Source organism: Streptomyces sp. 351MFTsu5.1 (assembly GCF_000383655.1).
Taxonomy (GTDB): Bacteria; Actinomycetota; Actinomycetes; order Streptomycetales; family Streptomycetaceae; genus Streptomyces; species Streptomyces griseorubiginosus.
Genome location: NZ_KB911776.1, coordinates 682,508 through 694,619, shown reverse-complemented (window position 1 = coordinate 694,619; position 12,112 = coordinate 682,508). Strand labels below are relative to the sequence as shown.

The window sequence follows — 12,112 nt, the reverse complement described above, 5'->3', positions numbered from 1 at the left end:
CCCGCCGCAACCCGGACCGCCTCCGCCCCCACAGCCACACGGCCAGCCCCAGACCCAGACCCCCCACAGCCACACCCACCGACATCCCGTCCACCGACATCTCACCCATGCCTCTCCCCCATGCCTCTCGCCCATCCCTCTCACCGCGCCCTCTCCTCGTCCGAGCCGCGCGTCCCCATCGGCCCGCCACTCCCGCCCCCACCCGAGCCGCCCGGCGTCTCTCACCGTCACCCCGGTCACGTCACCCGCCCTCCCCCGCCGCCTCCGGCAACGCACCCCCGAGGAGCCCCCGCAACCGCTCCCACCCCCGCTCGTGCACGAACGCCTCCGCTCCCCACCGCAGCGCCGGCACCGTCCGCACCCACCCCGAGGCGTCCCGCTCCAGCACCCGCACCTCGGCGATCCGCCGACGCCCGGTCCGGTCACGCACGAGATGCAGTACGACCGACAACGCCGCCGCCAACTGGCTGTGCAGCGCCGCCCGGTCGAGTCCCGCCGCCGTACCCAGCGCCTCCAGGCGGGCAGGGACGTCGGCCGCCGCGTTCGCGTGCACGGTCCCGCAGCCGCCCTCGTGGCCCGTGTTCAACGCGGCCAGCAGGTCCACCACTTCGCGCCCGCGCACCTCACCCACGACCAGCCGGTCGGGCCGCATCCGCAGCGCCTGCCGCACCAGGTCCTCGAGGGTGACGAGTCCCGCGCCCTCCTGGTTGGCGGGTCTGCTCTCCAGCCGTACGACGTGCGGATGGTCCGGCCTGAGCTCCGCCGAGTCCTCCGCGAGCACGATCCGCTCACCCGGCCCGACGAGCCCCAGCAGCGCGCTGAGCAGCGTCGTCTTGCCCGTCCCGGTCCCGCCGCTGATCAGGAAGGACAGCCGCGCGTCGAGCAGCGCCCGCAGCACCCGGTCCCCGCCCGGCGGCACGGTGCCGGCCGCGACCAGCTCGTCCAGCGTGAACGCGCGCGGCCGGACCACCCGCAGCGACAGACAGGCGCAGCCGACGGCGACCGGGGGCAGCACCGCGTGCAGCCGGGTCCCGTCGGGCAGCCGGGCGTCCACCCAGGGCCGGGCGTCGTCGAGGCGCCGCCCGGCCACCGCGGCGAGCCGTTGCGCGAGTCGTCGTACGGCAGCCGCGTCGGGGAAGGTGACCGCGGTCAGTTCGAGTCCGCCGCCCCGATCCACCCAGACCCGGTCCGGGGCCGAGACCAGGACGTCCGTCACGGACGGGTCCGCGAGCAAGGGCTCCAGGGGGCCGCTGCCGACCAGCTCGGACCGCAATCGCGCGGCCGCGCCCAGCACTTCGGCATCGCCCAGGACCCGCCCCTGCTCCCGCAGTGCCTGCGCCACCCGCGCGGGCGTCGGCTCGGCGCCGCTCTCGGCCAGCCACTGCCGCACCCCGTCCAACAGCCCGACGGCCCCGATGGCCTCGCCGTCCACGACGGCCCCGAGCGCCCCGATGTCCTCACCGGCCCCGACCGCACCGACCGCCGCCCCGCCGGCACCCTCACGCAACCGGCCCCGAGTCCGAGACCGGAGCCCCGGTCCAGAACGCACCGTCCCGACCCGGTCCGCCCACGCCCCCTCGAATTCCCCGCTCATGCGCCGCCCGCCTCGGCCAGGGCACGCTCCCAGAACTCCTTGCAGAACCGTGCGAGCGGCCCCCGCGCGGTCCCGCCCGGCGGTGGCCCGCCCCCGTGCGGGCGTTGCAGCGACGACTCCACCGGCACCTCGCCCACCAGGGGCAGACCCAGCAGCCGGGCCACCTCGCGGTCGTCGAGGCCGGGGGCGTACGGGCCGCGTACCGCCACTCTCAGATCGCGCAGGACCATGCCGACGGCGGAGGCCATGCGACCGGCCGCGGCGACGGCGCGCAGTTCGGCGGGGACGACGAGGATCCCGAGGTCGATCTGGGCGAGGGCCTCGGCGACGCCGTCGTCGAGGCGGCGGGGCAGGTCGACGACGACGGAGCCGCCACGGCGCCGGGCAGCGGCGAGCACCGCGCGGACGGCCGGGGGTGGGACGGCGATACGGTCCCCGCGGTCCCAGCTGAGCACCCGCAGCGAGTGCAGGCTCGGCAGCGACTCCTCCAGGGCGCCGCCCCCGACCCGCCCGCGGGAGGCGGCGAAGGCGGGCCAGCGCAGCCCTTCGGTGCTCTCGCCGCCGAGGAGTACGTCGAGTCCGCCGCCCAGCGGATCCGCGTCCACGAGCAGTGTGCGCAGTCCCTCCCGCGCGGAGGTGACGGCGAGCGCGCACGCGAGCGTGGAGGCTCCGGCCCCGCCCCGGCCGCCGATGACGCCGACGGTGAGGGCGGGCCGGCCGACGCCCTCGGCGACGTCGGCGATGCGGTCGACCAGCCACTGTTCGCCATCGGGCAGCATCAGGACGTGGTCGGCGCCGATCTGGACGGCCCGTTTCCACACTCCGGAGTCGTCCTGATCGCGGCCCACGAGCACCACTCCGCGCCGGCGCGCGGCTCCGCGTACGCGCCGGGCGGCGTCGTCGCCGACCAGGACGAGCGGGGCGGTCTCCCAGCTGCCCCTGCGCTCCGGCAGCCCGTGGTGCACCTCGGGTTTCGCCCCGGCCGCCGCGCACAGGCGCAGCAGGTCGTCCAGCAGGTCCTCGTCCTCCGTGACGATCAACGGCTGCCCCTGCCGCCCTCCGGCGGCGGGCTGCGGATCGTGTGTGACGGCTGCGGCCACGTCCTCATCCCCCTTCGCTGCGACGCCCGAAGGCCTCAGGCGGCCCGCGCGTCGTCTTTCTCACGCGGCCCCTTCGGCCCCGCGATTCCCAGACATGTGAAGAACCGGCAAGCGGCCTCCATATGAGCGGCCGATACGAACCGGCCAAAAACACCCGACTAACCGGAACCGGCCATGAAGTCGGCCCGAGCGGGATGCATGGGAATCACGGTGCAGCGATCCCGGAAATCGTGTGGATCTTGGTCGATAACTGTGGACAACTCAGCGGTTGTGAATATCGCCGTCACCCATACCGGTGAGCCCGGTGGTACCCGTGTGCGACCTCCGCAGAGCAGCACAACGACTACGCACGGTCACGAATCATGGACATGCGAAAGAGGCGGCCGAAACCGCCTCACAGGGGCCGCGAGACCGCGACAGGAAGGGGAAAAACACACCCGGACATGCGACGACCCCCACCGGGGGGGAGAGTGGGGGTCGTCTCCACGGCCGACTCGGGGGGGGAGGAGCCGGGCCGGGTTAGCACGGTCGCGAACGATCCGTGACTTCCATGGTGTACCCGAGAGCCCTCTCAGGCAAACCCACGCGCCCCACCTTACGCCGAATGGGCTGCGCCTATGCTCGGGGTCGTGGATAACCACTCCTTGCCCCGCACAGCTGCCTTCTTTGACCTGGACAAGACGGTCATTGCGAAGTCGAGCACGCTCACGTTCAGCAAGTCGTTCTACCAAGGCGGCCTGATCAACCGCAGGGCCGCCTTGCGGACCGCCTATGCCCAGTTCGTCTTCCTCGTCGGCGGTATGGACCATGCCCAGATGGAGCGCACCCGCGAGTACCTCTCCTCGCTCGTGCGCGGCTGGAACGTCCAGCACGTCAAGGAGATCGTGGCGGAAACCCTCCATGACCTGATCGACCCGATCATCTACGACGAGGCCGCGTCCCTGATCGAGGAGCACCACACCGCCGGGCGTGACGTCGTCATCGTGTCCACGTCGGGCGCCGAGGTGGTCGAGCCGATCGGTGAACTCCTGGGCGCGGACCGGGTGGTGGCCACCCGCATGGTCGTCGGCGAGGACGGCTGCTTCACCGGCGAGGTGGAGTACTACGCGTACGGCCCCACGAAGGCCGAGGCGATCAAGGAGCTGGCCGAGTCCGAGGGGTACGACCTGGAGCGCTGCTACGCCTACAGCGACTCGGCGACCGACCTGCCGATGCTCGGGGCCGTGGGACATCCGCACGCCGTCAACCCGGACCGGACCCTGCGCCGCGAGGCTCTCGCGCGCGGGTGGCCGATTCTCGACTTCAACCGCCCGGTCCGGCTCAAGCAGCGGCTGCCCGGGTTCGCCGTACCTCCCCGCCCGGCGCTCGTGGCGGTCGCCGCGATAGGAGCCGCGGCGGCCACGGCGGGTCTCGTCTGGTACGCGAACCGGCGGCGGTCGACGGTGGCGTGAGGCGATTCAGCACACTTGGCGCCTATTTGAGGATAAAAGTAAAGAACTGCCGACGGGGGTTCCGCTTGCCCGGGGCCAGGAGTACAAAGGGTTTAACGGCCCGCGAGACCAAGGACATCCGAGAGGATCACCTTTAACAACGCATTTGGCCCCACGGACCGAGCATGGACATCGAGCACCCACGCGACGTCGACCCGTCGATTACGGGCCAGCCGCACCAGGTGACGGGCAAAGTTCCCGACCTGATGGGCAACATATCGAGGACGCTTGGTAACCCGGTGAACATGCCAGCGGCGGTACGAATCCTCGTACCGCCGCAACTCTGTTCAGGGGCCCTCCTGCGGGAGGGCCTTTTCTGCAATCGCGCTCATGCCGCCCCGCGCTGGAGTGCCTCGCACACCGCCGTCGACTCGCGCGCGCCCAGCTCGATCGCGCTGCCGCAGTGGGCGATCCAGGCGGCCATGCCCTCGGGAGTCCCGGAGACATAGCCGTCGAGCGCCGCCAGATAGGCGGCGCGCCCCAGTTCGGCGTGACCGACCTCCGCCGGGCACACCGACTTCGGGTCGAGGCCACTGCCCACCAGGACGATCCGCGCGGCCGCGCGCGCCACCAGGCCGTTGTGCGAGACGAAGGGCCGCAGCGCGAGGAGTTCGCCCTGCACGACGGCCGCCGTGACCAGGGCGGGCGCGGAACTGCCCGCGATGATCAGCTCGGACAGCCCCTCCAGCCGACCCGAGACCTCGGCCGCGCCGGGCAGCGGCAGTTCGACCAGCGGCTCGTGGACGTCCTCGCCGGCCTGGCGCGGGCGCCCGACCTCGTCGCCCTCGCTCGCCGTGGCCACCAGGTGCAGCCGGGCCAGCACCCGGAGGGGCGACTGCCGCCAGATGGACAGCAGTTGGCCGGCCTCGGCGGTCAGCCGCAGCGCCGCGCCCACGACCCGCGCCTCGTCGTCGACGCCGAAGTCGGAGCGCCTTCGCACCTCCTCGAGCGCCCAGTCCGCGCCAGACAGCGCGGCCGAGCCGCGAGCGCCGCGCAGGGCCGCTTCAGAGGTGATCTCGTTGCTGCGGCGCCGCATGACACGGTGCCCGTAGACCCGGTCCACGGACTTGCGCACGGACTCCACGGAATCGGCCACGCCGGGCAGCGAGCCCAGGGCGGCGAGCGGGTCGGCGGTCGCGCCTGTCGTACTCATGAGTACGACCCTACGCACCCCTGGCCCGCACCCCACGATGGAGTGGTCTTCTTCACGCCCGCCTGCCACCTACAGCTATCAGGCGACTACCCTTCGTGAACATGAAAATTGCTTTCGTCGGGAAGGGCGGCAGCGGCAAGACCACCCTGTCCTCCCTGTTCATCCGCCATCTCGCCACCACCGGTGCGCCGGTGATCGCCGTCGACGCCGACATCAACCAGCACCTCGGCCCGGCCCTCGGCCTGGACGAGGCGGAGGCGGCCGCGCTGCCCGCCCTGGGCGAGCGGCTTCCGCTGATCAAGGAGTACTTGCGCGGCTCCAACCCGCGGATCGCCTCCGCCGAACAGATGATCAAGACCACCCCGCCCGGCGAGGGCTCCCGACTGCTGCGGGTCCGCGAGGACAACCCGGTCTACGACGCCTGTGCCCGGCCGGTGGAACTCGACGGCGACGTCGTCCGTTTGATGGTCACCGGCCCCTTCACCGACGCGGACCTGGGGGTCGCCTGCTACCACTCCAAGACCGGAGCGGTGGAGCTGTGCCTGAACCACCTGGTGGACGGGCGGGGCGAGTACGTCGTGGTGGACATGACGGCGGGCTCCGACTCCTTCGCCTCCGGCATGTTCACCCGCTTCGACATCACGTTCCTGGTCGCCGAGCCGACCCGTAAGGGGGTCTCCGTCTATCGCCAGTACAAGGAGTACGCCCGCGATTTCGGCGTCACGCTGAAGGTCGTCGGCAACAAGGTGCAGGGCCAGGACGACCTCGACTTCCTCCGCGCCGAAGTCGGGGACGACCTGCTGGTGACGGTCGGGCACTCGGACTGGGTGCGGGCCCTGGAGAAGGGCCGGCCGCCCCGGTTCGCGCTCCTGGAGGACGTCAACCGCCGTGCCCTGCACCGGATGCGGACGGCCGTCGACGCGACGTACGAGCTGCGGGACCCGGGGCGCTACACCCGGCAGATGGTGCACTTCCACCTGAAGAACGCCCAGTCCTGGGGCAACGAGCGCACGGGGGCCGACCTGGCGGCCCAGGTCGACCCCGCGTTCGTGCTCGGCGAGAGCGCGGTGGCGGCGGTCTGAGGACAACCGCCGGACGCCTGCCGCTCCTTGGCCGCCTGCCGGACGGCTACCGCTTGGCCGCCGGCGCCCCCGGCACGCCCTTCGGTGCCGGGGCCGGGTGGCCGTTCAGGAAGTCCTGCCAGCCCTGCTTCGGGGCCTCGCCGACGTTCAGGGTGCGGAGCTTGTCCAGGGTGTTCGGGTCCTGGGCGTCCAGCCAGTCGGCCAGCTGCCGGAAGGAGACACAGCGCACGTCGGACTTGTTGCACACCTGCTCGATGGTCTCCTTGACGGCGCGCATGTAGGTGCCGCCGTTCCAGGACTCGAAGTGGTTGCCGATGATCAGGGGCGCGCGGTTGCCGTCGTAGGCCCGGTAGAAGCCCTTGAGGAGGCCCTCGCGCATCTGGTCGCCCCAGAACCGGTACTTGGCCGGGTCGCCCTGGGTTCTGGTGCCGGACTGGTTGACCATGAAGTTGTAGTCCATGGTGAGCTGCTCGTACGAGTGCCCGGGGAAGGGCACGAGCTGCATCGACAGGTCCCACAGGCCCTGCTTCTTCCTGGGCCACAGCTGCTCGTTGACCCCGCTGGTGTCGTAGCGGAAGCCGAGCTCGCTTGCGGCCCTCATGAAGTTCCGCTGGCCCTCGAGGCAGGGCGTGCGGGCGCCGATGAGCTCCTTGTCGTAGTCGAAGGGCAGGGGTGAGGCCTTGGTCATCCCGGTGTTGGTCTTCCAGGACTTCACGAACTTCTTCGCCTGGGCGATCTCGTCCTTCCACTCCGCCACGGACCACTCGCCGACGCCGCCGCCCTTTCCGCAGAAGTGGCCGTTGAAGTGGGTGCCGATCTCGTTGCCCTCCAGCCAGGCGAGGCGCAGCTGCTTGACGGTGTCGGCGATGCCCTGCTCGTCGTTGAAGCCGATGTCGGAGCGGCCCGGGGAGTGCTGCGGCGGCCGGTACTCGGCCCGCTTGTCCTCCGGCAGCATGTACACGCCGCTGAGGAAGTACGTCATGGTCGCGTGGTTCTCCTTGGCGACCTCGCGGAAGTGGGAGAACAGTTTCTGGCTGTCCTCACCGGCGCCGTCCCAGGAGAAGACCACGAACTGCGGAGGCTTCTCACCGGGCTTGAGGCGTTCGGCTCGGGGCAAATGGGGCTGGGCTCCGGTGTAGGCGGTGGAACCGTCGCCGATCAGGCGGAACACCCGCTTGGGCGGCGCCTGGGCGGCGGCCTTCGCCTTCTGCGGGCCGGCGGCTCCTCCCTCGGAGTCGTCGTTGCCGGTCGCGCAACCGGCGAGTGAGGCGGCGCAGACCGCGGCGACCACGGCTCCCGCGGCAATCCTCTGGGTGGCGGCCATCTTCCGCCCACCTTCTTCCTTCTCTCGGGGCCAACGACAGCGCCGCCAAGCTCGCACGGGACCGAGAAGGAATTAGTACGACAAGCCGATGAAATTGCCACTTCACCCATCTAGGTGAGCCGATAACCCATTTGCCCGGAAAGCCTATGCCTGGCCTTTACTCTGCATTACGATCCATTTACCGAGCGTTGATTCATCCCGCCGCTGCACGCCGTGACCCACGGCCGCGACCCGCCCCCGCCATCGACGGGGGACCACCTGTTCCGCGACCGCGCTGCCCCGGAGGAGACGGGAAAAATGTCAGCCTGTGTACCCACCCGAGCCACCGACCCGAGCGACTCGCACCGCGCGAGTCACGTCCACCCACCCCACAGCCCGCCGCCGTCACCGCCGCGCCGCTTCCGCATCGCGAGCGCCGACGTGTCGGCCTCGATCGCGGTCTTCCTGATCGCCCTGCCCCTGTCCCTCGGCATCGCCCTCGCCACCGGAGCGCCCCTCCAGGCCGGCCTCGTGGCCGCCGCCGTCGGCGGGATCGTGGCCGGCCGGCTCGGCGGCTGCCCCCTCCAGGTCAGCGGGCCCGCCGCCGGACTCACCGTGGTCACCGCCGACCTGATCCACCGCTACGGCTGGCGGACCACCTGCGCCATCACCGTGCTGGCCGGAGTCGTCCAACTAGGCCTCGGCTGCCTGCGCGTGGCCCGCACCGCGCTCGCCGTCAGCCCCGCGATCGTGCACGGCATGCTCGCCGGCATCGGCATCACCATCGCCGTCGCCCAGTTGCACATCGTCCTCGGCGGCACCCCCCAGAGCTCCGTCCTCGACAACCTCCGCGCCCTGCCGGCCCAGTTGGCGAGGGTCCAGCCCGCCGCCTTATCGGTGAGCGCGCTGACCCTGGCACTGCTCTTCCTCTGGCCGCGCATTCCCGGCCGGGCAGGCCTGCTGCTGCGCCGTATCCCGGCCGCGCTCGTCGCCGTCGCCGGGGCCACCACCATCGCCTGCCTCACCGGGCTCACCCTGCCCAAGGTCGACCTGCCGTCCTGGAGCAGTCACGCACTGGCCGGGCTGCCCGAAGGCCCCGCGCTCGGCATCGTGGCCGCCGTGCTCACGACCACGCTCGTGTGCAGCGTGCAGTCGCTGCTCGGCGCGGTCGCCGTGGACAAGCTGGCGGCCGGACGCCCCGACCTGCTCGCCGGCGGCCCCGGCTCCGGCCGGGGGGCCCGGGTCGGCCGCTCCGACCTGGACCGCGAACTGCTCGGACAGGGCGCCGCCAACATCGTCTCCGGCGCCCTCGGCGGACTGCCGGTCGCCGGCGTGGCGGTGCGCAGTTCGGCGAACGTCCAGGCCGGTGCCGTCAGCCGGAACTCCACGATGCTGCACGGCGTTCTCGTAGTGATCGCCGCACTGCTGATGGTCCCCGTCCTGGAGTTCATCCCGCTCGCCTCGCTCGCCGCTCTGGTGATGGCCGTGGGCATCCAGATGGTGTCCCTGCACCACATCCGTACGGTGACCCGCCATCGCGAAGTGCTGGTCTACGCCGTCACCACCCTCGGCGTGGTCGTCTTCGGCGTCCTGGAGGGCGTCGCCCTCGGGATCGCCGTGGCCGTCGGCGTCTCCCTGCACCGCCTCACCCGCACCCGCATCACGCACCACGAGAGAGAGGGAGTCCATCACGTACACGTACGCGGCCAGTTGACGTTCCTCGCGGTGCCGCGGCTCAGCCGGGCCCTCCATCTGGTACCCCAAGGTGCGGACGCCGTCGTGGAGTTGGACGGGTCTTTCATGGACCACGCGGCGTACGAGTCGCTCCAGGACTGGCAGAAGACGCACACCGCGCAGGGCGGCTCGGTCGAGCTGACCGGGCGCAGCCCGGGCACGAGCATCGCCGAGCCCTCCGGTGCCGCCGACTGCCGCTGCCGCCCCTGGACGGCCTGGCGCAACCACCAGTGCGAGCTTCCCCATCCCGCGGCGGCCCCGACGGCCGTCTCGGACACCGGGGCGTCGAGCACGGCGGGCGCGGCGGCCACGGCGGCTTCATCGAGCGCGTCGGGCGCCTCGCGTGCATCGGGCGAGAACGGCGGCCCCGATGAAGCAGGTCGACCCGTCCGACCGTGCGGATCCGGTGGCCCGGGCGGCTCAAGTGCGCCGACAGGCTCAAGCGGACCCGGCGGACTCGGCGGACCCGACACGTCACGTGGACCGGCCGGCTCAAGCGGTCCCCTCGCCCCCGCGGGGCCGGGCGGGCATGAACTGGCCCGTGGGATCAGCGCGTTCCAGCGCAACACCGCGCCCATCGTGCGGGGCGAGCTGGCCCGGTTGGCGCGCGAGGGCCAGCAGCCGGCCCAGCTCTTCCTGACCTGCGCCGACTCACGCGTGGTCACCTCGATGATCACCTCCAGTGGCCCGGGCGATCTCTTCGTGGTGCGCAACGTGGGCAACCTCGTACCGCTGCCCGGCGAGGAGAGCGGGGACGACTCGGTGGCGGCAGCGATCGAGTACGCCGTGGACGTGCTGAAGGTGCGGTCCATCACGGTGTGCGGGCACTCCGGCTGCGGGGCCATGCAGGCGCTGCTCGACTCCGAGCCGGGCGGCGCCCGGACCCCGCTGAAGCGGTGGCTGCGGCACGGGGAGCCGAGCCTGGAGCGGATGGCCGACGACAGCCGTGCCTGGGCGAAGCTGGCCGGGCGGGCGCCGGCTGACGCCGTCGAGCAGCTGTGCCTGACCAACGTGGTGCAGCAGCTGGAGCACCTCCGGGCGCACGACTCGGTCGCCCGGGCCCTGCGGGACGGGGAGTTGGAGCTGCACGGGATGTACTTCCACGTGGGCGAGGCGCAGGCGTACCTGCTCACCAAGGTCTCCAGCGAGGGGGTGTTCGACCGCGTGACCGACGCGGACGGTCTGCGCAGTCCGGCATAAACAGGCGCCCCGGCGGCCCGGCACCCCGCCCCAGCGCCCACACACCCGGAACCCGTCCGGCACTCACCCGCCCGGCACCGCGCCCCAGCACCCCACACCCGGCACCCCACCCACCCCCGCTCAGCGGAGCCCCGACGTCTCCGCCGGGCGGGGATCCGGGGCCGGCACCGGACGGCATGGGGCGACGTCACCGCGGACGAAGCCGAAACCGGTGACCGGCTGGAAACTCCCGTCGGGCGCGCGCTGCCCCAGCCTCTCCACGACCAGGGAGTCCCCGCGCCGCAGGTCGAACACCTGGCTGGGGCCGTCGCTCGAGGAGCGGCCCACGACCCCCCTGCCCCGGGGCTCGGTGCACTCGTAGCCGTTCGGTACCTCGTCCACGACCACGTGGACGCCGTACGCCTGGAGGCGTTCGACGAGGCCCTCCGGCAGGGTGCCACCGAGGCCGAAGTCGTTCATGGTGACCGTCAGGCTCCCGTCCGAGTGCGACACCACCGCGTAGGCGGGGCTTTCCGCCGGGGAGCCCGGAGTCAGCACCCAGGCGCCCGCGACGGCGGCGCAGGCCACCGCGACGACGGCGAGCCTCGGCACGGTGAGGGCCGTACGGCAGCGCCGCCACACGGACACGGGCGTCGCTGCCGCCGTACGGTCCGCCGCCCGCAGGGCGATCTCGTGGCGCAGTTCCGCCAGCAGCCGGTCCTCGAATGTCGTCCTGGTGGTCATGCCTCTCCCCCGGTTCCGCCGGTGACGTAGGACAGAGATGTGCCGCGGGCCCCGTCGGTGAACTCACCCGTCTCGCGCAGCGACTTGCGCGCCCTGTGCAGCCGTACCCGCGCCGCGACCTGGCTGATGCCGAGCGCCGTCGCGGCCTCGCCGACCGTCAGTTCGTCGACCGCGACGAGTTCCAGGACGGCTCTCTCCCCCGCGGGGAGCCGTTCCAGGGCGGCCAGGGCGCGGCGGCCCGGGCTCTCCGCGTCGAGCTTGTCCTCCAGGCGGGCGATGTCGTCGGGCTCCAGCAGCCGCCGCCCCGAGATGCGCCGGTCGCGGTCGGTCTCGCGGGCGACCCGGCGGCGCTCGGAGGAGACGACGTTGCGGGCGATGCCGTACAGCCAGGCCCGTTCACTGCCCCGGGACGCGCGGTAGGTGTGGGCGGAGTCCAGGACCGCGAGGAAGATCTCGGCGGTCAGGTCGGCCACCGTGTGCGGGTCCGCGACACGCCGGGCCAGGAAGGACGTCATCGCATCCACATGGCGTCGGTAGAACTCCTCGAAGAGCTGTGGGTCGCGAGCCGCGGCCCGCGGCCCACCCCGTATCCCGTCCACTCGGGCTCCCTTCACGTAAGGCGTCGATGGCGCTGCACCCGTACTTGGGCGGGAGTGTGAAAGGCGTTACACGTGCCGAACTCCGCCGGACACATGCTGAACTCCGCCTGGTCGGCGTCCGTGGGTACGGATGG

At 72.0% G+C, this 12,112-nt stretch carries 9 protein-coding genes; 3 read left to right on the top strand and 6 right to left on the bottom strand.

Annotated elements, in window-relative coordinates; translation table 11 throughout:
- Window positions 1-241 precede the first annotated feature (241 nt).
- On the bottom strand, window positions 242-1,507 hold the full coding sequence (locus H295_RS0106605; RefSeq protein ID WP_020134550.1) for a TadA family conjugal transfer-associated ATPase: 1,266 nt from the start codon (window positions 1,505-1,507) through the stop codon (window positions 242-244).
- A gap of 83 nt (window positions 1,508-1,590) precedes the next feature.
- Window positions 1,591-2,694: a septum site-determining protein Ssd gene (gene ssd, locus H295_RS0106600; protein WP_020134549.1), complete on the bottom strand. Its 1,104-nt coding sequence runs from the start codon at window positions 2,692-2,694 to the stop codon at window positions 1,591-1,593.
- Window positions 2,695-3,311: 617 nt separating this feature from the next.
- Between ssd and H295_RS0106595 the strand changes: the two genes are divergently transcribed.
- Window positions 3,312-4,145 (top strand): HAD family hydrolase, encoded by an 834-nt coding sequence (locus tag H295_RS0106595; RefSeq protein ID WP_028809122.1) that lies wholly within the window; start codon window positions 3,312-3,314, stop codon window positions 4,143-4,145.
- Window positions 4,146-4,512: 367 nt separating this feature from the next.
- On the opposite strand, the gene H295_RS0106590 is transcribed toward H295_RS0106595, so the two are convergent.
- The gene (locus H295_RS0106590) at window positions 4,513-5,337 is read right to left on the bottom strand and encodes a Fic family protein (protein WP_020134547.1); all 825 of its coding nucleotides are present in this window, start codon (window positions 5,335-5,337) and stop codon (window positions 4,513-4,515) included.
- A 101-nt stretch (window positions 5,338-5,438) separates the two neighbouring features.
- Between H295_RS0106590 and H295_RS0106585 the strand changes: the two genes are divergently transcribed.
- Window positions 5,439-6,419 carry an ATP-binding protein gene (locus H295_RS0106585; RefSeq protein WP_020134546.1) on the top strand — a complete coding sequence of 327 codons (981 nt, stop codon included), beginning with the start codon at window positions 5,439-5,441 and terminating at the stop codon, window positions 6,417-6,419.
- Between the two features lie 46 nt (window positions 6,420-6,465).
- Here the strand turns inward: H295_RS0106585 and H295_RS0106580 are convergent, their stop codons facing one another.
- Window positions 6,466-7,743, bottom strand: coding sequence for a hypothetical protein (locus tag H295_RS0106580; protein ID WP_020134545.1), 1,278 nt, complete (start codon window positions 7,741-7,743; stop codon window positions 6,466-6,468).
- Window positions 7,744-8,040: 297 nt separating this feature from the next.
- Between H295_RS0106580 and H295_RS0106575 the strand changes: the two genes are divergently transcribed.
- Entirely contained in the window at window positions 8,041-10,656 is a 2,616-nt protein-coding gene (locus tag H295_RS0106575) for a bifunctional SulP family inorganic anion transporter/carbonic anhydrase (RefSeq protein ID WP_028809121.1), read from the top strand.
- A gap of 120 nt (window positions 10,657-10,776) precedes the next feature.
- On the opposite strand, the gene H295_RS0106570 is transcribed toward H295_RS0106575, so the two are convergent.
- Both H295_RS0106570 and H295_RS0106565 read right to left on the bottom strand, forming a co-directional pair.
- Entirely contained in the window at window positions 10,777-11,379 is a 603-nt protein-coding gene (locus H295_RS0106570; RefSeq protein ID WP_020134543.1) for a hypothetical protein, read from the bottom strand.
- Window positions 11,376-11,978, bottom strand: a complete 603-nt coding sequence (locus tag H295_RS0106565; protein ID WP_043217083.1) for an RNA polymerase sigma factor — start codon at window positions 11,976-11,978, stop codon at window positions 11,376-11,378. The genes H295_RS0106570 and H295_RS0106565 overlap by 4 nt, the downstream gene beginning before the upstream one ends.
- Window positions 11,979-12,112: the final 134 nt, after the last annotated feature.